Origin of the sequence: Paenibacillus sacheonensis, from assembly GCF_009909195.1 — a bacterium.
Taxonomy (GTDB): domain Bacteria; phylum Bacillota; class Bacilli; order Paenibacillales; family Paenibacillaceae; genus Paenibacillus_Z; species Paenibacillus_Z sacheonensis.
The window spans coordinates 82,563-102,634 of the sequence record NZ_JAAAMU010000023.1 but is presented as its reverse complement, the minus strand read 5'-3'; the positions used below and the strand labels follow the sequence as shown (position 1 = coordinate 102,634).

The following is a 20,072-nucleotide window of genomic DNA, read 5'->3' as shown; positions in this document are numbered from 1 at the left end:
TTTCAAGCAAGAGCTTGCACAATACATGGCGTACTACAATCACAAACGAATCAAGTCCAAACTAAAAGGCATGAGTCCGGTACAATACCGAACTCATGCCCTGCAAGTTGCCTAAATAAAATATGTCTAACTTTTTGGGGTCACTTCACCTGGTCGGCTGCTTTTTCCGCATGTCGCGATTCGTTATCGCGGAACGCCAATGGGTCTCCGATTGCTGCTATTGAGGACGAGCCGCTGATTGTTGCTATTGAGGAAGAGCCGCGGAATGTTGCTATTGGGCCAATGGGCCGCAGATGGTTTATAGAGGACGAGCCGCAGATGGTTGCTATTGGGCCAATGAGTCGCTCATTGTTGCCATAATTGTTGCTATAGAGGACAATGAGCCGCAGATTGTTGCTATAGGGGACGAGCCACGGATGTTGCTATAGTTGCCAATGCGTCGCTCATTGTTGCCATAGAACTGCAGATTGCGATGCATGCCGTTATTGTTCTGCTTGCGATAATGAACGTAAACGCCCTGCAGCTGCTAACGGTTGTGGGGGAAGCTAATCGGCTCAGAACGCCAGTTTTATAACGCTAACGATTGCCAGGAGGCTTATTGCGAGATTTTTCGTTCAAATCCGCCTCAAGATGCCCAATAACGTCTGTCACAAACGTTAGCGTTTTATTTGCAGCTTTAATCGTGAAATAACGACGCTGACAACCGTTAGGCGTCAACCGGAATTCTTCACGTTGAATATTCGGCTTCGGAGGATGAATCCGCCCTCCGAAGGCGCGGCAATCGAACCGGAAACGTAAGAGAAACCCGCCGTTTCGAAGAAACAGGGGTCTCTCTACAGGTGGAAAGCGACCGCCTAACGGTCGGTTGCTGTTTTATTCCTCTTGATAAGCAGCGCCTCCAGTATTACAATGAGAACATATGTTCCTATATGGGAGGCGTGAGTATGCGTTTATCGCAAAAGAGTCTTGAGATTGCCTGCTCGATCCTGAATTATCAAAACAAGCGCGGAATGCCTCCGACCGTGGACGAAATCCGTAATTTCGTCGGTCTGAGGAACCGCTCCACCGTCTATGCGCATCTTAAGAAATTAAAAGAAGAAGGGGTGGTCGATTGGGTGAGCGGCGAGTCGAGAACGTTGAACGTGCTACGGTCCGATTTTGTCGTGAGCGAGTACGCCAGACTACTTCATGAAAAGAGAAGCGATTATATTTACAAGTAAGCGACGCATGGATCCGGCGGGTTGGCTGTTCAGAATCTCATCTTGATCATGAATAAATAATAGAATATGACCGGCAAGCCTACGATAACGGACAGTAGTACAACAGCAGTATGTACGTTCTTCTTGTTTCGCAACAGGAGTAATAAGAGCTTGTATACTGCAATACCAATCCATCCTCCTAATGAATTTAGGATGACGTCATCGATATCCGCCGTCCCGATCGCCAGCAGGCCCTGGATGATCTCAACGACTACGCTCGCTGCAATTATACGCAAGAGATGGCTTCTTACGCGTGTATGGTTACTCAACACAGACGAATATACGCCAAGGGGGAAGAAAATAAGGATATTGCCGACCACGTTCGCGAATGCGAAATCCTTTAAATTCCTAGAGCTGCCGGATAAGAATTCGCTTATGCTGCAAAAAGGGATGAGATTGACCGACCTGACTGCCGTCCTGTGGCGATCGAACAGCTCCGCGAACGAAACTCTCGATAAGAACAAGATTTTAATTAGTAACAGGATGTAACAAAGGAAAACGACATATAAGAAAAATGCTTTCACTCGTTCTAATTTACGCATCGCTATCCCCTTTTTTATCTTTCACGGCCAGATAGATCATACCGTAATTTGCTTAAATGATGTTGGTGCGAAATCTTAATTATTTCTTAACTTCGCAAGTAAAAACGGTCATGCGCAGAAAAGTTATTATACCATTCCGCTGGGATTCGTTCATCGTTAGTTTCGGTTCGGACGCGATTTTTCGAAGATTTCCGTCTCCTTAACACGGAGCGAACAAACACTTGCGATAATCAAGGCTGAGTTTTGCTTTTATCAACTCGGAAGGAGACGGAAGATATGAATCGGTTGTTGGAGGTACTGAAGGTATCCTTCCGCCTCGGGCTGACGTCTTTCGGCGGCCCGATCGCGCATTTGGCGTATTTTCGCGAGGAATACGTGAAGCGGCGCCGGTGGCTGACGGAGGAGAGCTACGCGGATCTGGTCGCGCTCTGCCAGTTCCTCCCCGGACCGGCGAGCAGCCAGGTAGGCATTGCCATCGGTATCGGACGAGCGGGCCTGCTCGGCGGGCTGCTCGCATGGGTCGGCTTTACGCTGCCGTCCGTCGTCCTCCTGCTCGCTTTCGCTTACGTGCTGCAAGGATTGGATGTCACTGACGCCGGCTGGCTGCACGGGCTTATGATCGCCGCTGTCGCCGTCGTCGCGCAGGCCGTTTGGGGCATGGCGGCAAAGCTGGCGAATGGGAAAGCGACGGCCGCCATCGCGATTGCCTCCGCCGTCGCGGCGCTGCTCGTTCCTTCGCCTTTCGTCCAGGCGGGGATTATCGCGGCGTCGGGTCTGCTCGGCTGGCGCTGCCTGCGCGCGAACGACGCTCAACTGTCAGAGCCGCTGCCGTCCACGATCAGCCGCCGGACCGGCGCGTATTTCCTCGCGGCGTTCGGCGTACTGCTGCTGGCGCTCCCGCTGCTGCGGACTGCTGTCGCGGGCCACGGGCTCGCGCTGTTCGACAGCTTCTATCGCGCGGGCGCGCTCGTCTTCGGAGGCGGCCACGTGGTACTGCCGCTGCTGCAGCAGAGCGTCGTGCCGGCGGGCTGGATGACCGACGGCCAATTCCTTGCCGGGTACGGCGCGGCACAGGCGGTGCCCGGCCCGTTATTCACGCTCGCCGCGTACCTCGGCTTCGTGTCCGGGCCTGCTCCGAACGGCATCGCCGGCGGCCTGCTCGCGGTAGCCGCGATCTTCCTGCCGGCTTTCTTGCTTGTCGCGGGGGCGCTGCCGTTCTGGAACGTCATCCGCTCGAAGCCGGCCTTTCGGTCGGCGCTCTCGGGCATTAACGCCGGCGTCGTCGGCATACTGACGGCGGCGCTCTACGATCCCGTCTGGACGAGCGCCATCCATACCGGATCCGATTTCGCCCTGGCGCTGATCGCTTTCGGGCTGCTGGTCGCGTGGAAGCTGCCGCCATGGGTCGTCGTCGCCGTGTCTGCGCTTGGCGGCATTGCGCTGACTTACATCTAGGTGGCATGGCGAATTGGCGAATCAAGCGATGTCCATCCATGGCGTTATACAACAAAACAGCAGCGGTCCAGGACGTTATTACTTGTCCCAGGCGGCTGCTATTTTGGATAAATGAGATCTTCTAATCCGTAACATTCCCAGAAGACAATAATAGGAAATTGCAGTCGATGATCTTTCTCTTTTTCGGGCTGTCCCTTCCACGTATCATGGACTCCATAAAGGGTCGGCTGTTAATCGGCGGCCCATGTGCAGCGTAACGCGCGCTAGTAGCGCGAGCTGTGCCGTATGGAAACGGAAGGAGGATCGACTGCATGCTGCTATTTTATTCTCCATTTCTTCTCTTGGCGTTCTTCGCCCTCGTTCGGGCCGTGTTTGCGTTCGCGCGAAAGCCAGGAGAACGCGAACGAGGCGAAGAATTGACGGCAGCTCGGTTCGTGGACGTCGTGCTGTTCGGAATTGCTTCGTTTCTGGTGCTCATCGGCTTCTTGGCCGATATGAAAGGGGTGCCGGGCGGTTCGCCTTTGCAAAGATACTCGGACAACGGAGAGCCGCTCTATGCTTATGCTTCTTTGTCCGGCAAGCACAGTGCCGTGCTTTGCGCAGACTGGCTGCTCGGCTTCTTTTCCTACTGGCTGCTAAGAATCCATCATAGTCGGCTTTCTCCGATCGTCTACACGTGCTGCAACGTTTTTCTGGTGTAGGCATTTCATTAACGGTCGTCTATTTTATGCATACCGGCATTTCCGATCTTGAATTCAATGAGATCTTCTCCGTGCTGCTTCTTCAAACCGGAAGCTTGACGACCAGCCTGCTTTACCTGGCGCAGCTCAAGCGTTCGCTTGACGTATGGAAGGCGTTCGGAAACATGGAGGAGGCGGAGACGATGCCCGACTGGCAGCGGCCGCTGCATCGCTTCATCGTCAAGCGCAGCCGGAGATTTCCGGCGCTGTGGTTCGCGCTGATGTTTCCTGTCCAGCTGGTCGTGCAGATGATACTGGTCTTGTTCGGCAGCGGCCGGATGGCGTCATGCGGGCGTTTCTGGAGACGAGCAGCTTCCATTTGTCGAGGCTGCCCGCGCCGCCGCCGGAAATGGTGGCGGGAGACGGCCATTATTTGTGCACCGTCGCCGCTCGGGGACACCGCCGCCTCGTCAAGCCGCTTCGGGCGGGAATCCGGCATGGCGAACCCATCACGGTGAACCGTCAGCTGCTCATCGCGAATGCGTTCGAGAACGTGCTGGAACAGCACATGCCTGCAAGCCACCGGATGATTCGACGACTATACGACAGCTGGGGATATCCGGTAAGCCGGCATATTCGCTCGCAGTTGGCGGCGGATGTCGTCTACTTGGCGATGAAGCCGCTGGAATGGTTTTTCCTGCTCGTCCTGTACACCGTCGACCGCCGCCCGGAAGATCGGATTCAAGCGCAATACAGCGGCTTCGGTAGAAAAGCGAGCGCGCGACCGGACGCCAATCGGATAGGATAAAGTCGGAAGTACGAGAATGAACGAGACCGTATCGCGGAAAATAATGGGGGAATGCTGCGGTTCGCGTATTCGCGACTGTTTGAAGCTGACGAGTTAATGGGGAAGCGCCCGGTGCATCGTCCAAATCTCCCAGCTCCATATCAGCTGCGTGCTGCCATCAGCCTATAGAAACCAAAAACCGGAGGCGGGACACTTCGATAAGTGCGCCGCTTCCGGGTTTTGCTTTAACGATCGTATGGGTGAAGAAGCCCCAAGCGAATTCCATAAGGCTGCTATAAAAAGGGGCACAAAAAACGATTGAACGAAAAATAACGCTATGATATAATCATTAGCGCTACTGACATTTTAAAATATAGGCGTACTCAGTTCTTTTCCTACTTTAATTGTACACCTGGAACTTTGAATTGTCAATGCTCTTTTTTACCCCGCAAATTCGGAAAAAGGAGTGTGTTCAGAACAGATGGAAAACAAGCAATGGCAGCAGGAACAAGAGCGGCTCGAGCTGGTCAGGAACAAGCTGGAGGCGAGAATCGCCGAACTGGAGCCGGAGGTTGCCGGGCTGCACGATCAGGCGACGGACATCCGCAGGCGCTTCTGGGAAGAAGTGACGATCAATACGGCGACGGACGAGGATTTCGAGGAAACCTTTCATAATATTAATCAGCAGTCGGCGCTGTTGGCCGAACGCGAGCGCGGACATAAGCTGTTGACGGAGAAATGGCGAAACATGACCCGTCTGCTCCCGTCTCCTTATTTCGGGCGTATCGATTTTCAGGAGGATGGGCTGAGCCTCAGCGAGCAGATCTACATCGGCGTATCCTCCTTCATCGACGAAGACGGATTGAGCTTCTTGATCTACGACTGGCGTACGCCGATCGCGAGCTTGTATTACGATTATTCGCCCGGGCCTGCGTCTTATGTCACGCCGACTGGACGGATTGAAGGAACGATGGAGCTCAAACGGCAGTATCAGATTCAAAACGGACAAATCAACAACATGTTCGACGCGAGCGAAACGATCGGAGACGAGCTGCTGCAGCAGGTGCTCGGCAAAGGCGCGGATTCGCAGATGAAGAGCATCGTGGCTACCATCCAGAAGGAACAGAACGCCATTATCCGCGATGACAAAAGCCGCATGTTAATCGTGCAGGGGGCGGCCGGCAGCGGCAAGACTTCCGCGGCCTTGCAGCGGGTGGCCTACTTGCTGTACAAACACCGGCAGTCCATCAGGGCCGACCAGATCGTGCTCTTCTCGCCGAATCCGATGTTCGCCAGCTATATCTCCACGGTCCTGCCTGAGCTCGGCGAAGAGAATATGCAGCAGACGACGTATCAAGAATTTCTCGACTATTGGCTGGGCGCCTCGCTGCGGCCGGAGGATCCGTTCGATCAGATCGAATACGTACTGACCGCCCAAGGAACGCCGGGGTACGAGGCGCGGCTTCAAGGCATCGCGTACAAATCCTCCGAGGCTTTCCTGCAGGCTTTGCAGAACTATGGCCTGTGGCTGGGACGCGAAGGCATGCAGTTCACCGGTATTCGGATGCGTGACCGCGAGGTGATTACCGCGGAGCGGATGAGATCCGAATTCTATGGTTATGACCGTTCCCTGCCGCTGATCAATCGCGTCATTCTCTTGCAGGAGTGGCTGCTGAACGAATTGACGCTGCTGGAACGCAAGGAACGGGAAGCGGATTGGGTAGAGGAAGAGCTGAACTATCTCGACACGGATCAGTACGTGGAAGCCTTCGGCATGCTGCACCAAGAGAAGGAGCTCTTCGACCTGGCCGAGACGTACGTCTCGGCTCGCGAGCGAATCAACAAGAAGCGCCGGGCAGATGAAGGCGACTTCGACTACGGCTTGAAGGAAGAAGAACTGCTCCGCCGGAAGATCGTGCAGGGTCTGTTCAAGCCGCTGAGAAAGAGCGTGAAGAAATTCGCGTTCGTGGACGTCAAAGCCTTATACGGCCAACTGTTCGAGGGCGAAGCCGCTTACCGGGAACGGACGAACGGAGCCGGCCTTCCGCCGCTGTGGGCCAAGATTTGCGAGCAAACGAAGGAAATGCTGAACCGGAACGAGCTGTTCTACGAGGATGCGACGCCGTATTTGTACGTGAAGGAACTGGTCGAAGGCGTACGCATGAACACGGAAATCAAATATGTCTTCATAGACGAAGGCCAAGATTATTCGGCATTTCAGTACGAATATCTCAAAAAGCTGTTTCCGCGTGCCCGCATGACGGTGCTCGGCGATTTCGGGCAAGCCATCTACATGCAGGCGACAAGCCTGGACGCCGCGGATTCGCCGCTGATTCGTCTGTTCGGCGAAGCCGATACGAGCCTGATCCGCCTGGTACGGAGTTATCGTTCCACCAAAGAGATCGTTGAATTCACGAGAGCGATGCTGCCCGGCGGGGAAGAGATTCAAGCGTTTGAACGCAGAGGCCGCAAGCCGCTGCTCTCGAAGCTGGACGACGGGGAGCAGCGAGATGCGCAGATCGTCGCGGACATCTCGGCGCTCAAGGCCGAGGGCTTTGATTCGATCGCCGTCATCACGAAGACCGCGGCCGACAGCCGGGATGCGCATGAATCGCTGCGGGCCTATGGATGCGAGGAGCTGCGGCTCATTACGAAGGAGACGCCGGAATTCGAGAAGGGCGTGATGGTCATTCCCGTGTATCTCGCCAAGGGCGTCGAGTTCGATGCCGTCTTGATCTACGATGCTTCGCCGGAAGCTTACGGACGGGATAACGAACGGAAGCTGCTCTACACGGCATGCACGCGGGCCATGCATCAGCTTCAGCTGTATACGACGGGCGATTGGTCGCCGTTCGTGCAGTCGCAGCCTGCGGAATTGTACGAAGCGGCAGGCTATTGAAATGAGCTGCTGTATAGGGTTGCCGATCGCCGACGCAAAGATTACAGTCATGTTTGCGAAAAATAAGCCTAAAACATAAACGCTTGCGGCTAACGGTTGTAGGGATCACTAATCGGCCCCAAATGCCTCTCCTATATGGCTAACGGTTGTCAGGAGGCTTATTGCGAGATTTTCCCGTGTAAATCAGCGCCTCTATGCCCAATAACGTCTGTCAGAATCGTTAGCATTTATTTAGCCGTATTTTTCGAGAAATAGTAGCGCTGACAACCGTTAGACCTCAGTCCGAATTCACGTTGAACGATTGGAGGTTTCCGCCGCCTTGCTTAACTCTCTTAAGAAGCAGCGGAATCTCTACATGGAACAGCCTTGGCCGCAAAGCGGCCAAGGCTGTTTTTGGATCTGTGACGTGGAGGAAATTGATCGCCGGAAAACATCCGCTGCGCTCAATGATCCGTACCGATGCCCTGATAGTAATAACCCATGCCCCGCATCCGCTGGGCGTCCATCATATTGCGCCCGTCGAAGAAATTGGGCTGCCCGAGGAGCGGCTTCGCGTTCTCCCAGTTCAGCTGCCCGAACGCCGTCCATTCGGTGCAGAGGATGACCGCGTCCGCGTTCAGCAGGGCTTCTTCCGCCGAGGCGCATACGGCCACCGTCTCATAGAATGGATGAGCCGGCAATTTCGCGACAGGATCGAATAACCTGACACGGGCCTGTTCGAGCAGCAGCTCGCGGATCATCCGGAGCGCAGGCGCTTCCCGTATGTCGTCCGTATCCGGTTTGAACGCCAGTCCCAGCACCGCGATGTTCTTGTCCTTCAATTCCCCAAGCCGCGTCCTTGCCTTATCGAGCAAATAAGCGAACTGCATGCGGTTGACGTCCATCACTTGGTCCAGGATGCGAAGATGCACTTCGTGCTTCCTCGCGGTCATGACCAGCTCCGAGACGTCCTTCGGAAAGCAGGAGCCTCCGTAACCCAGACCGGCTTGAAGGAAGCTTGGGCCGATCCGCGGATCCAGTCCCATCCCGTCCGCGACCTCGTTGACGTTGACTTCCAGTTCGTCGCATAATCGCGCAAGCTCGTTCATATACGAGATTTTCGTGGCGAGAAAAGCATTGGATGCGTACTTGATCAGCTCCGCGGTCCGCGGCTTCGTGATGATCCAAGGGCAATGAAACGACTTGTACAGCAGCTGAAGCTGCTCCGTCGCCCTCGCGCTGTCCGTGCCGATGACGATGCGGTCCGGCCGCAGGGCATCCTCCACGGCTTTGCCTTCCCTCAAGAATTCGGGATTGGAAGCGACATCGAAGCGATAGGGCTGTTGCTGCGCGGCTTCGATCCATGATTTGATCTGCTCCTGCGTTCCTACGGGGACGGTGCTCTTGGTGACGACCAGCTTGTAGCCGTTCATGAAGAAGCCGATATCCTCGGCCGCTTGCTGAATATAGCGCAGGTCCGCGTTGCCGTCCGGCCGCGAGGGCGTTCCGACGCAAATATAAATGACGTCGTGCTCGGCGATCGCGGTCTTTTTGTCCGTCGTGAAGAGCAAGCGGCCGCTGCGCACATGCTTGGCGATCAGCTCTTCAAGGCCGGGCTCGTGGAAATGCAGGCGTCCCTGCCTCAGCCGTTCGATTTTGCCGGCATCGATATCCAGTCCCGTGACCTGCCAACCCGATTCGGCAAAAACCATGGCGGTCGTGGCTCCAACGTAACCCGTACCGATTATCAAAATGTTCAAGGTTCATTCACTCCTTCATCTTTGTGCACACCGGTGACGATGGAATGCTCGCCGATGATGACATTTTTCAACGGGAAGGGAAGGTTTTGTGCATGGACCCCGTTTAAAATAATGCTGTTCTCGATCAGACAGTTTTCCAGCATGGATCCCGCGCCCACCGACACGTACGGGCCGACCTGGGAATCTTTCAGCACGCAGTCCTTATCGATCGATACCGGCTCCACGATCGTGCATCGCTCCAGCACGGCGGACTCGTGTATCCGACTCATCGACGCATCCGCGCCCAGCAATTTCTGATTGGCCTTCAACCACCGGTCCATCGTGCCGACGTCGATGTTCAACTGATCGGTCACGCGATAGGCGACTTGCTGCCCCTTCTCGATCAACCGCTGAATCGCATCCGTAATTTCGTACTCGCCCCGCTTGGAAGGCCGAATCTCGTCGATCGCGGCGAAAATAGCCTTCGTGAACGCATACGCGCCAAGCACCGCCAGGTTGGACTTGGGCTTCGCCGGCTTCTCTTCGAGACCGACGATGCGCTCGTCCTGAATTTCCGCAATGCCGTAATCCTGCGGAGCCGCGACTTCCGCGAGCAGCAGGGATGCTTGTACCCCGCCAAGCTCGATGTCGCCTTTCAGCGCGGATAACGAGGAGGAAATCAAATTATCCCCCAGAAGCAGCAAGAACGCTTCGTCCGCGATGTACGCCTGCGCTTGCTTGACCGCATGAGCGATACCTTTGGCTTCATGCTGATAGATGTACGAGATCGAAATGCCAAGCGCCTCGCCCTCTCCGAATTGGCCCCGAATGCCCGCTTCCTGAGATGGATGAATGACAATGCCGACTTGATCTATGCCGAGCTCCATTAATTTCACGATCGATAATTGCAGCAGAGGTGTATTTGCGACAGGTATAAGCGTCTTCGGCCGACTGTAGGTAAACGGATATAAACGGCTTCCTTTCCCTGCACAGAGAATCAATCCCTTCAACAGCCTCTCTCCCCTCTTGATCAACTGCTATTATTCTATGAAAATGGCTTTCACTTGGTATAGGCCATATGCTACGCGCGGGTAATATTAGTGCTGAATTTGATGAAAGCGCCGTGCCCTGCACAGGAGTCCATTCATATCCTACAAAGAAATGCCTATAGAGGACACTGACCTAAGGAGCTGTGGGACATTTGAGAATTGCGCAAATCTCGACGAATACGATTCCCGTCCCGCCGAAGAATTACGGGGGTACGCAGCGTGACGTTCACTATTTGACGGAGGAATTGGTCAAGCGGGGGCATGAGGTGTTTCTGTTCGCCAAGAAGGGCTCGACCTCGAATGCGACCCGAACGTTCGAATACGAATCGGATGATCCGAAAAAACAGCTCGACTTCATTATAAAAAACATGCCGGAAGGCGTGGATATCATTCACGATCATTACGGCATCGTCGCCAAAGCGAATCCGCCGATTCCGACCATCTGCCAGTCCCATTCCAAAGGAATCAAGTCGAACGTGCAGATTCGCGTATACGTCAGCAAGTTCATCCTGCGCAAATACGGGAAACGAAAAGGCTACGCGGTCTACAACGGGATCCGCATGGACGACTACACGTTCAAAACCGCCAAGCGGAAATACCTGCTCTTCCTGGGCAGATTGATCAAGGAGAAGGGCGTGCACCTGGCCATCAAGGTGGCCAAGAAGACGGGCAGACGGCTCATCATCGCCGGCACGCTGAACGACAAGAAATACTATAACGCCAAAATCAAACCGCATCTGGGGAAACGAATCCGCTACGTCGGTCCCGTGGGCGGAGACCGCAAGCACGAGCTGCTCGCCAATGCCAGCTGCGTCCTGTTCACGTCGACCTGGGATGAACCGTTCGGGCTCGTCCTCGTGGAATCGATGGCGAGCGGCACGCCGGTGCTCGGCTTCAACAAGGGCGGCGTGGCCGAGGTGCTTCGCGGCATGCCGCGGCTCTTATGCAAGACCACGACAGGCATGGCGGCGAAGGTCAGAAACCGCAAACGGCTGCCGTCGGCCCGCGCATTGAGGCGTTATGCCAGAACCCGTTACTCCGACGTCGTCATGACGGATTCGTTCCTGAAGCTGTACAAGAGGGTCATCAACAAGAACTTGTACAAAATCAAAAAGAATACTTTATGGAACCGGCGCAAAGCCAAGCTTCAGTCGGCGCCGACCGGAGATGGGGGCTAAGATGATCACCGTGATCGCCTGTACGATGAGATCCTCCTGCATCGACAACGTATTCGAGAATTACGACCGGCAGCTCTGGCAGGATAAACAAATGATCATCGTCCTGAACAACGACAAGATGGATATCGAGCTCTATCGGCAGCGGGCGAGCCAATATCCGGAGAACGAGGTGCGCGTCTACCAGCTTCCCCAGAAATACATGCTCGGCAAGTGCTTGAATTACGCCATCAATCTGGCCGAGGACGGCCTGATCGCCAAGTTCGACGACGACGATTATTACGGGCCCAAGTTTCTGAGCGAGACCGCGCGGGCGATCAAGCAGGGCTGGGCGTCCATCGTCGGCAAGCATACCGCCTATCTCTACTTCAAGTCGAAGCAGGCGCTCATGGTGTTCCGCCGCGGCCGGGAATGGAGCTACAGGCGCAGCGTCAAGGGCGGCACGCTGGTCTTCAAGAAATCGGTCTGGAAGCGCGTCCCGTTCCCCGAATTCAAGAAGAACGGCACCGATTCCGGCTGGCTCGGCCGCTGCGTCCGCAGAGGCTTCCGCGTCTATTCCGTATCCAAGCGTCACTATGTATGCATTCGAAGAAAGAACTGGAGCAGCCATACGCAGAAGAAATCCACGCTCCGCTACATGTCGCAGTGCAGGCTTGTTCGCAGGACGAAGAATTACAGGCCTTATGTCAACTAGAGGATCCTTCACATAGGGGGCACGGACGATGTCCGCGAGCACAGAGGCAGGCGTAACGATTATTACCTCGACGATTCGGAAAGACCTAATGGGCAACTTGTTCGACAATTACGCGCGCCAGCAGTGGCCGGTCAAGGAGCTCATCGTGATTCTCAACGACAACGCCATCGCCATGCAGCCTTACCTGGAGCTGGCAAAGCAGCACGCCAACGTCCGCGTCTATCGCGTCGACGAGCGCAGGAATCTGGGCGCGTGCCTGAATTACGCGGTGGCCCGCGCCAAGTATCCGTATATCGCCAAATTCGATGACGATGACTACTACTCGCCTCACTATCTCGATGAATCCATGCTTGTATTCCATAAGAGGAACGCGGATATCGTCGGCAAGCGTTCCACTTATTTCTTCTTCCCTCACCGTTCTCTCCTGCTGCTGCGCAAGACGGCCGTAAAGCCGTACAGCCGGTGCAGGCGTATCGCGGGACCCACGATCATGTTCCGCAAGCGGGTGTTCAAGAAGGTCGCCTTCTCGACGAAGGTGGTTGCCGGATCCGACGCGCGCTTCGTTCGAGCCTGCCTCAAGAAGGGCTTCAAAGTATACACGGCATCGTCTTACAACTTCGCCGGCTGCCGCCGCGCGAACCGAAAATCGCATACGTGGCGGATCTCGGAGCAGCAGCTGCTCGCATCCAAAGGAGCATCGATCATCCGAACGCAGGACTTCAAGCCGCATGTCGACCGCTCGTTCGACCTTCTGCCCTTGCCGGACGGCATGAAGCCGAGAAACGCGAGCGCAGCGAACAACGTGCGGGCGCGGCGCCGAGCGAATCGAAATGGATAGACAAACACCTCAATGACTTTGTTAAGGTCATTGAGGTGTATTTGTGCTGGTGCCGGAGCTTAGCCGGCTGTCACGAGCTCAGCTGCTGCCTCCGATTCCATTTGCGGAATACGATGCCGTGTCCCGGCGAGAAGAGAAGGGCGAGCAGGAAGATGACGCCGGCGACGCTGATCATGCAGCCCGCGATCGAAGCATCCAGGAGGTGGGCCGCATAATAACCGAGCACGGAACTGAAGCAGCCGATGACGACGCTGTAAACGATCATCCGGCTCAGCCGTTCCGTGAGCAGGTAAGCCGCAGCCGGAGGAACGACCAGCATGCCGACGACCAGAATCGCGCCGACGCTCTCGAACGAAGCGACGGTGCTGACGGATACGAGCCCCATGAGCAAGTAGTGGAAGAGCGCCACCGGTATGCCCACGGCCGCGGCCAAGGCGGGATCGAAGGAGCAGAGCTTGAACTGCTTGTAGAAGACGGAGATCAGAAGGATGGTAAGAAGCAGCGCCAGGCCGACGCCCCATACCGCCTTCGGCCCGATGTCGATTCCGGCCAGCTGGATCGTATTCCAAGGCACATAAGCGATTTCTCCATAGAGCACGCAGTCGAGATCGAGATCGATATGCTTGGTATACATGCTGACGAGAACGACGCCGACCGCGAAGAGCGCGGTGAACACGACGCCGATCGAAGCATCCGACTGAACCCCGCTCTGATGGAACAGCTGGATGAGGAATACCGTAACGAGGCCAAGGACCGCCGCGCCGAGCAGCATGAAGAGGGAGTCCCGCGATCCGCTGATCAGAAAAGCGATGACGATGCCCGGCAGCACGGAATGGCTGATCGCATCGCCGATCATGGCCATTCTGCGCAGGACGAGGAAACAACCGACGATGCCGCATGTGCTGGCCACGAGCGCGCCGGTTAGAATGATCCATAACGTACTCATCGATCCTGCTCCCTTCGAACCGCTTGAAGAATGACTTGTTCCTGTCTCGCTTGGCTGCGGGCCGATGCGCGCAGCAGCAGCTTGGAGAGAATGCCCCGCCGCGGGGCGGCCAGGACGGAGAAGAAGAAGACGGCAGTCGCGACAAGCACGATCAGGGGGCCGGTCGGCAGATTATTGCCGGTCGAACTGATGAACGTACCCGCCAGGCCGCTAAGCGCGCCGAACATTCCGGAGAGCGCGACCATGAACCCGAGCCTCTCCGTCCAATATCTGGCGGACACCGCGGGCGTGATCAGGAGGGCGGCCATTAGCACGACGCCTACGGCTTGAATGCCGGCTACGACCGCAACGACCAGGAGAAACATGATCAGCTGATCCAGGAATGCGACGGGATAACCGATGCCGCGGGCAAATCCGGGATCGAAGCTGAGCAGCTTGAATTCCTTGAACAACAGCGTGCTGATGCCGATCAGAACGAGGGAAATGATGGCCATGATCCATACGTCGTTCTGCATCATCGTAGCCGCTTGGCCGAAGAGGAACTTATCCAGGCCGCTCTGATTGCCGTTGCCGCTATGCTGGATTTGCGTAAGCAGAACGATGCCGAGGCCGAAGAAGGTAGAGAGCACGATGGCCAGGGCGGCGTCTTGTTTGATTCTCGTGTGGCGCGTAATATAGCCGATGCCGAAGGTCGCGGCAGTGCCGGCGACGGCGGCGCCGATCAGGAAGAGCGCGATCGACTTGGATCCGCTCAGCATGAAAGCGATGCAGACGCCGGGAAGCGCGGCATGCGCCAGGGCGTCGCCCATCAACGATTGCTTGCGCAAATAGGCGAAGCTGCCGATCACGCCGCTACTTAATCCGAGCAGCATGCAGCCGAACAGGATCCACTGCACGTTGGGGTCCGCGAATACGGTCATCCAATCCGACATCGTCCCTACCTCCCGCTCGTGATCAAAGCCGATTGGCCGTCTCGATCCAACATCGTTAATTTCCCGCCGTATGCTTGCTGCAGCTTGTCGGCCGTGAACGTCTGCTCCGTAGGTCCGAAGGCGATGAGCTCTACGTTGAGCAGCATCAGCCAATCGAAATATTCTTGCACCGTCGCGAGGTCATGATGGACGACCAGCACGGTCTTGCCCTGCATCTTGAGCTCGTTCAGCAGGGTGATGATCGCTTTCTCCGTAGCCGCATCGACGCCGACGAACGGCTCATCCATGAAATAAAGCTTGGCGTCCTGCGCCAATGCGCGCGCCAGGAAGATGCGCTGCTGCTGGCCGCCGGACAGCTGGCTGATCTGCCGACCGGCGAATTCGCTCATGCCGACCTTGGCCAGGCACGCCATGGCCAATTTTTTCTCCACGCCGCCGGGGCGCTTGAACCAGCCCAGATGACCGTAACGTCCCATCGCCACGACATCGAGCGCGTTCGTGGGGAAGTCCCAGTCGACGGATTCCCGCTGAGGCACGTATCCGACCAGCTTGCGCTGCTCCGCATAGGGCTTTCCGTAGATGGCTGCATCGCCGGACAGCTTCGGAATCAACTCCAGCGCGGCTTTGATCAGCGTCGACTTGCCGGCGCCGTTCGGACCGACGATGCCGATCAGCTTGCCTTCCGGCACCTGAAAGGAGATATCCCGCAGCACGGGCTTCTTCTCGTAAGCGACCGTCATGTTTTGAATCGTCAGCGGATGTACAGGCATGATCACACTTCCCTTCGTCTTTATTTGAGCGCGGCCGCGATCGTATCTACGTTGTGCCGGACCATCCCGATATAGGTGCCTTCTGGCGTGCCTTCTTCGCCCATGGCATCGGAGAACAGCTGGCCGCCGATGACGACGTCGTGGCCTTTTTGTTTCGCGCCTTGAATGACGGCGTCGATGGCCTTGCGGGGAACGCTGGATTCGATAAAGACCGCTTTGATCTTGTTGTCCACCAGGTAATCCCGCAGATCCGTGACGTCTTTCGTCCCGGCCTCGGAAGCGGTGCTCATGCCTTGCAGCGCCTTGACTTGCAGCCGATAGGCATCGCCGAAATAACCGAATGCGTCATGTGCCGTCACCAGGATGCGGCTCTCCTCCGGAAGGGCGTTCAGGCGCTTGGTTACGTCGTCATGCAGCTGCTGCAATTGCTCGAGATAGGCTTCCGCGTTCCGGCGGTAATCGGCGGCATGCTCCGGATCGTGGCCGACGAGGGTGTCCCGAATCGATTCCGCCGCGGTCATCCAATGCTGCACGTTAAACCAGATATGGGGATCGTACTCGGTGTTCGCCATTCCGTTCTCGGCGCCGGTTCGCAGCGCGGCGCGGTCGATGTTGTCCGACACGGCGACGGTCGTTTTCTCTTTGGCCATTTTCTCGAAGATCTCGACCATTTTCCCTTCGAGATGCAGTCCGTTGTAGAAGATGATATCCGCCTTATCCAGCTTCCTGATATCCCCTTGCGAGGCTTTGTACAAGTGGGGGTCTACGCCTGCTTTCATTAGTCCCGTTACTTCCACGTGCTCTCCGCCGATCTGCCGGACGACATCCGCGATCATGCCGATCGTGGCGGTCACTTTGACAGCGTGCCCGTCTTCCTGCGCTCCGGTATTTCCGCACGCGGTCACGATGCTCAAGCAGCCTAAGCAGATCAGCGCGAATAACCGTCGAAGCCTCCTGCCGGATCTTGCGTTTGCCGGGAATTCCATCGTTTCATTCTCCTCGTCCGTAGCGTTTTTTTGCGCAATGCTCGCTGCAGCTGATTCGCGTTTTTGCACAGGACAACTATTTTTCCTTAGAGAAATTAAGTTTACCTAAGGAAACTTTCGGGGTAAAAAAAGAGATGGCCATCTCTTGCTTAAGTGTTATCTTACTTCAAAAGTGTTTCCTTGACAACAAAAAGTTTCCCTAAGGAAACTCGTCCTCGGTTTATTTTCCATTCGTTCAAGCGCGCTGTCCGTTTGCGGCGTGAGCAAAGACGCCTGCCAGCGATAATCGTCGCCGGCAGGCGTCTTGTTGTCCGCGGAGGCGGCTGGGCGAGTCATGTAGCTAACTGCTTATTCAACAAATAGTACGTATCGTTCTTGAATGCGGCATCGGGCGCCCACATTTGCTTCGACGCCCAGGGTATGTTCCGGATATGAAGCGCTTCGCCGTGGTCGTCGCAAGCCGAATTCACGTCGTCCATGGACAAGACATGGTAGTCTTCCATCGCGAATTGGTCGCCGTTATCGTTGGTCGGACCGTCATGGTCCTATGTGGCAGATAGGAGCTGATTTGCATAGGAAACTCTCGCAATAAGCCTCCTGGCAACGGTTAGCAGTTCAAAACGGCAATTTTTTGCCAATTAGCGATCCGTACAACCGTTAGCCGCAGCTGTTTATGTTTTTCATTTTCGCAAGCGTTGCGGGAAATGGTTTACATCGGTAATCAGCAGCACAATAGAGTTCCGCGAGTTGGATTTTCTCGACATGCGGAGAGGGCCGTTCCCAAGTCATCGGACTCGTAACCGGCCTTGGGTTGTAGAATCTCTCTGAGCAAGAAGTGTTCCTTGTTCTATCAACATGAAGGGGCGGTTCCCCAAGTCGTTTGACTTGGGAACCGCCCCTTTGTTCTGTCTGCATTCTAGTCAGGCTTGCTTCGTATTAGCGGCAGGCTGGTCGTTAAGCTTGCCGGCGGCGTTTTGCCGGCATCTCGCTTGCTTCCCGCGCATTCAGCTGCGCCAGGAGCTTGTCGCCCTCGACGTCGAGATTCGGCAGCAGGCGATCCAGCCATTTCGGCAGCCACCAGGCTTTATCGCCGAAGAGCGCCATGACGGCCGGAACCAGCGTCATGCGGACGATGAACGCGTCGATCAGGATGCCGACGGCGAGCGCGAAGCCGATTTGCTTGATCATGACATCCGGCGCGAAGATAAATCCGGCGAAGACCGATACCATGATCACGGCTGCGGCGACGACGACGCGGCTCGCTTGGTCGTACCCGTGAACGACGCTTTCCTTGCCGCGATGGCCGTGAACGTAAGACTCGCGCATGGAGCTGACCAGGAAGACCTGGTAATCCATCGCCAAGCCGTACAGAATGCCGGTTACCATGATCGGCATGAAGCTGAGCAGCGGTCCGCCGGTATCGAAGCCGAAGAGCGAATGGAGCCAGCCCCATTGGTACACGGCGGTGGTGATGCCGAACGTGGCGAGCACGCTGAGCAGGAAGCCGACCGTGGCCTTGAGCGGCACGATGATCGAGCGGAATACGAGCAGCAAAATGATAATCGATAGAATGACGATCACGACGACGTAGAGCGGAAATACGTCCGCCAGCTTGGAAGACATGTCGATGTTGATCGCGGTGAATCCGGTCACGCCGAGCTTGACGTTGTACGTCTTCGCCAAGTCAGAGTCGGCTGCGCGAAGATCGTGTACGAGGTTTTTAGTCGCCTGGTCGGTCGGACCGGTTTTCGGAATGAGGCTGATTATGGCCATATCGCCGGTTTTGTTCACGCCCATCGGGGTCACCAGCGCGACGTTCTCGTGCTTTTGAAGCTCTTGGGTAATGCCGCCCAGCATCTCCGGACTGACCTTGCCGTCCGCGCGGGCAGGCTCGGCGACCAGAAGCAGCGTTGCGTTGAAGCCTTCGCCGAAGCCGGCGGAGATCGCGTCGTAGCTTTGCCTGGACGGCGTGTCCAGGTTGGCCGTCTCGCCCGAAGGGATGCCCATCTCCATCTCGAGGACGGGGGTAGCCGCCGCTCCGAGGATGACGATAACGCCGATGACGATCGCGATACGGGATTTGACGACGCCCGTTACCCATCGGTGAGCGAAACCGCGTCGTGCTGCATGGGTCGTCGAAGCGATCTTGGCGCGGGCCTTCTTGGAGCAGATGCGTTCACCCACCAGGCCAAGCAGGGCCGGCAGCAGCGTCAGCGCGATCAGCACGTTGACGAACACGGCGGCAGCGGCAACCAGCGCCATCGCGGACAGAAATTGAATGCCGATGACCAGCATGCCGCACAGGGCGATGATGACCGTCAAGCCTGCGAAGAAGACGGCGCTGCCGGCAGTCCCGATCGCTCTGCTCACGGCTTCGCGCGCGCTCAGCCCTTGATCGAGCATCATCCGGCGCTGCCGGTTCACGATGAACAGCGAGTAGTCGATGCCGACGGCAAGGCCGACCATGAGGGCCAGTGCCGGCGTAATGTCGGTCATCGGGATGAATTTGGAGAAGGCGTAAGCGCCGCCGACGCTGATGCCGACGCCCAAGAGCGCGGTCAGGAGCGGAAGTCCCGCCGCGACGACGGAGCCGAGCGTGATGAAGAGCACGACGGCGGCGACGACCAGACCGATGGCTTCCGTCGAGCCCATGGCGGGCTTGGTCGACAGCGAATCGCTCGGCAGCGCCTTAACGCCGGTCTGCTCGACGTTGTTTACGGCCGTCATCACGGCATCCGGCACCGTCTCGGGCAGCGACATCTGCTGCACGGTGAATTGGAACTGGAACAAAGCAACGCTGCCGTCGGACGCGAGCATCACGCCGGGCACGGGTGCGCCGTTCTCCATCATCGGGCCGTAGGGAGGGGCTGCGCCTGCTGCCGCTTGCGAAGCTTGGGCGTCCTTCGCGTCGCCGGTGTCTCCCGCAGCCGCGTTGTTGGGCGAAGCCGCATCGCCGCTGACTTGAGCGGCATCTCCCGCCGAAGCGCCGGCTTCCGCGGCCAGCTCGGCAGGATTGATGACGTATTCGAGGTGATAGACGTCATTGACGGCTTTGCTGATAGCGGCTAGGCGATCCGGCGTGTCCAGCCGTTCGCCTTTCGGCGCCGCGAAGACGACGCTTGCCTGTCCCCCCGAAGCCTGCGGCAGCTCTTGGGCCAGCTGATCCAGCACCTTCTGCGATTCCGTGCCTTCGATTTTCATTTCGGAGCCGGTATGAATGCCGTTCGCGCCGATCAGCGCCCCGACGACCCCAAGAATCACGACCCAGCTGACGATAAAATACCAAGGCTTGGCGTATGCGGACTTGCCGATTTTGTACAGGAATGTCGACATGAGGATGAG

General features: G+C 56.6%; 17 protein-coding genes and 2 pseudogenes. 10 read left to right on the top strand and 9 right to left on the bottom strand.

Annotated elements, in window-relative coordinates:
* The coding region (locus GT003_RS28165; RefSeq protein WP_161704286.1) for an IS3 family transposase at positions 1 to 115 on the top strand (115 nt) is incomplete at its 5' end.
* Positions 116 to 944: 829 nt separating this feature from the next.
* Positions 945 to 1,220 carry a LexA family protein gene (locus GT003_RS28160; RefSeq protein ID WP_161704284.1) on the top strand — a complete coding sequence of 92 codons (276 nt, stop codon included), beginning with the start codon at positions 945 to 947 and terminating at the stop codon, positions 1,218 to 1,220.
* 29 nt (positions 1,221 to 1,249) lie between these two features.
* Here GT003_RS28160 and GT003_RS28155 read toward each other — a convergent pair whose 3' ends face one another.
* Positions 1,250 to 1,801 (bottom strand): VanZ family protein, encoded by a 552-nt coding sequence (locus tag GT003_RS28155; protein ID WP_161704282.1) that lies wholly within the window; start codon positions 1,799 to 1,801, stop codon positions 1,250 to 1,252.
* 276 nt (positions 1,802 to 2,077) lie between these two features.
* Here GT003_RS28155 and chrA point away from each other — a divergent pair, with 276 nt between their 5' ends.
* The 5 genes and pseudogenes from chrA (at position 2,078) to helD (ending at position 7,622) form a co-directional block, all read left to right on the top strand.
* Positions 2,078 to 3,256 carry a chromate efflux transporter gene (chrA, locus tag GT003_RS28150; protein ID WP_161704280.1) on the top strand — a complete coding sequence of 393 codons (1,179 nt, stop codon included), beginning with the start codon at positions 2,078 to 2,080 and terminating at the stop codon, positions 3,254 to 3,256.
* Between the two features lie 311 nt (positions 3,257 to 3,567).
* On the top strand, positions 3,568 to 3,957 hold the full coding sequence (locus GT003_RS28145) for a DUF6688 domain-containing protein (protein ID WP_161704278.1): 390 nt from the start codon (positions 3,568 to 3,570) through the stop codon (positions 3,955 to 3,957).
* 26 nt (positions 3,958 to 3,983) lie between these two features.
* Positions 3,984 to 4,282: pseudogene (locus GT003_RS33090) on the top strand (DUF6688 domain-containing protein); the annotation flags it as partial.
* Positions 4,283 to 4,744 carry a DUF6688 family protein gene (locus tag GT003_RS33085; RefSeq protein WP_428842607.1) on the top strand — a complete coding sequence of 154 codons (462 nt, stop codon included), beginning with the start codon at positions 4,283 to 4,285 and terminating at the stop codon, positions 4,742 to 4,744.
* Between the two features lie 460 nt (positions 4,745 to 5,204).
* Positions 5,205 to 7,622, top strand: a complete 2,418-nt coding sequence (gene helD, locus GT003_RS28130; RefSeq protein WP_161704272.1) for an RNA polymerase recycling motor HelD — start codon at positions 5,205 to 5,207, stop codon at positions 7,620 to 7,622.
* 443 nt (positions 7,623 to 8,065) lie between these two features.
* Here helD and GT003_RS28125 read toward each other — a convergent pair whose 3' ends face one another.
* The gene (locus tag GT003_RS28125) at positions 8,066 to 9,361 is read right to left on the bottom strand and encodes a UDP-glucose dehydrogenase family protein (protein WP_161704270.1); all 1,296 of its coding nucleotides are present in this window, start codon (positions 9,359 to 9,361) and stop codon (positions 8,066 to 8,068) included.
* Positions 9,358 to 10,350, bottom strand: coding sequence for a sugar phosphate nucleotidyltransferase (locus GT003_RS28120; RefSeq protein ID WP_161704268.1), 993 nt, complete (start codon positions 10,348 to 10,350; stop codon positions 9,358 to 9,360). The genes GT003_RS28125 and GT003_RS28120 overlap by 4 nt, the downstream gene beginning before the upstream one ends.
* A 191-nt stretch (positions 10,351 to 10,541) precedes the next feature.
* Between GT003_RS28120 and GT003_RS28115 the strand changes: the two genes are divergently transcribed.
* The 3 genes from GT003_RS28115 to GT003_RS28105 are packed head-to-tail and all read left to right on the top strand — an operon-like array spanning position 10,542 to position 13,096.
* Entirely contained in the window at positions 10,542 to 11,567 is a 1,026-nt protein-coding gene (locus GT003_RS28115; RefSeq protein WP_161704267.1) for a glycosyltransferase family 4 protein, read from the top strand.
* 1 nt (position 11,568) lies between these two features.
* On the top strand, positions 11,569 to 12,258 hold the full coding sequence (locus tag GT003_RS28110; RefSeq protein WP_161704266.1) for a glycosyltransferase family 2 protein: 690 nt from the start codon (positions 11,569 to 11,571) through the stop codon (positions 12,256 to 12,258).
* A gap of 28 nt (positions 12,259 to 12,286) precedes the next feature.
* Positions 12,287 to 13,096: a glycosyltransferase family 2 protein gene (locus GT003_RS28105; protein ID WP_161704265.1), complete on the top strand. Its 810-nt coding sequence runs from the start codon at positions 12,287 to 12,289 to the stop codon at positions 13,094 to 13,096.
* Positions 13,097 to 13,166: 70 nt separating this feature from the next.
* Here the strand turns inward: GT003_RS28105 and GT003_RS28100 are convergent, their stop codons facing one another.
* From GT003_RS28100 to GT003_RS28075, 6 genes and pseudogenes are all read right to left on the bottom strand, one after another.
* Positions 13,167 to 14,042 (bottom strand): metal ABC transporter permease, encoded by an 876-nt coding sequence (locus tag GT003_RS28100; protein WP_161704264.1) that lies wholly within the window; start codon positions 14,040 to 14,042, stop codon positions 13,167 to 13,169.
* Positions 14,039 to 14,974 carry a metal ABC transporter permease gene (locus tag GT003_RS28095; RefSeq protein ID WP_161704263.1) on the bottom strand — a complete coding sequence of 312 codons (936 nt, stop codon included), beginning with the start codon at positions 14,972 to 14,974 and terminating at the stop codon, positions 14,039 to 14,041. Before GT003_RS28095 ends, GT003_RS28100 begins: the two co-directional genes overlap by 4 nt.
* A gap of 5 nt (positions 14,975 to 14,979) precedes the next feature.
* Positions 14,980 to 15,744, bottom strand: coding sequence for a metal ABC transporter ATP-binding protein (locus tag GT003_RS28090; protein ID WP_161704262.1), 765 nt, complete (start codon positions 15,742 to 15,744; stop codon positions 14,980 to 14,982).
* Between the two features lie 20 nt (positions 15,745 to 15,764).
* Positions 15,765 to 16,730 carry a metal ABC transporter solute-binding protein, Zn/Mn family gene (locus GT003_RS28085; protein WP_161704260.1) on the bottom strand — a complete coding sequence of 322 codons (966 nt, stop codon included), beginning with the start codon at positions 16,728 to 16,730 and terminating at the stop codon, positions 15,765 to 15,767.
* A 356-nt stretch (positions 16,731 to 17,086) separates the two neighbouring features.
* Positions 17,087 to 17,275, bottom strand: a pseudogene (locus GT003_RS28080) (alpha-N-arabinofuranosidase); the annotation flags it as partial.
* Positions 17,276 to 17,684: 409 nt separating this feature from the next.
* A complete protein-coding gene (locus tag GT003_RS28075; RefSeq protein WP_161704258.1) occupies positions 17,685 to 20,063 on the bottom strand; it encodes an MMPL family transporter in 2,379 nt (792 codons plus the stop codon).
* Positions 20,064 to 20,072 lie beyond the last annotated feature (9 nt).

Bases quoted from the DNA above. Each gene is read 5' to 3' on its own strand.
- helD (WP_161704272.1), top strand. From the start codon at position 5,205: ATGGAAAACAAGCAATGGCAGCAGGAACAAGAGCGGCTCGAGCTGGTC.
- chrA (WP_161704280.1), top strand. From the start codon at position 2,078: ATGAATCGGTTGTTGGAGGTACTGAAGGTATCCTTCCGCCTCGGGCTG.
- GT003_RS28145 (WP_161704278.1), top strand. From the start codon at position 3,568: ATGCTGCTATTTTATTCTCCATTTCTTCTCTTGGCGTTCTTCGCCCTC.
- GT003_RS28160 (WP_161704284.1), top strand. From the start codon at position 945: ATGCGTTTATCGCAAAAGAGTCTTGAGATTGCCTGCTCGATCCTGAAT.
- GT003_RS28095 (WP_161704263.1), bottom strand. From the start codon at position 14,974: ATGTCGGATTGGATGACCGTATTCGCGGACCCCAACGTGCAGTGGATC.
- GT003_RS28100 (WP_161704264.1), bottom strand. From the start codon at position 14,042: ATGAGTACGTTATGGATCATTCTAACCGGCGCGCTCGTGGCCAGCACA.
- GT003_RS33085 (WP_428842607.1), top strand. From the start codon at position 4,283: ATGCGGGCGTTTCTGGAGACGAGCAGCTTCCATTTGTCGAGGCTGCCC.
- GT003_RS28090 (WP_161704262.1), bottom strand. From the start codon at position 15,744: ATGCCTGTACATCCGCTGACGATTCAAAACATGACGGTCGCTTACGAG.
- GT003_RS28075 (WP_161704258.1), bottom strand. From the start codon at position 20,063: ATGTCGACATTCCTGTACAAAATCGGCAAGTCCGCATACGCCAAGCCT.
- GT003_RS28110 (WP_161704266.1), top strand. From the start codon at position 11,569: ATGATCACCGTGATCGCCTGTACGATGAGATCCTCCTGCATCGACAAC.
- GT003_RS28085 (WP_161704260.1), bottom strand. From the start codon at position 16,730: ATGGAATTCCCGGCAAACGCAAGATCCGGCAGGAGGCTTCGACGGTTA.
- GT003_RS28155 (WP_161704282.1), bottom strand. From the start codon at position 1,801: ATGCGTAAATTAGAACGAGTGAAAGCATTTTTCTTATATGTCGTTTTC.
- GT003_RS28105 (WP_161704265.1), top strand. From the start codon at position 12,287: ATGTCCGCGAGCACAGAGGCAGGCGTAACGATTATTACCTCGACGATT.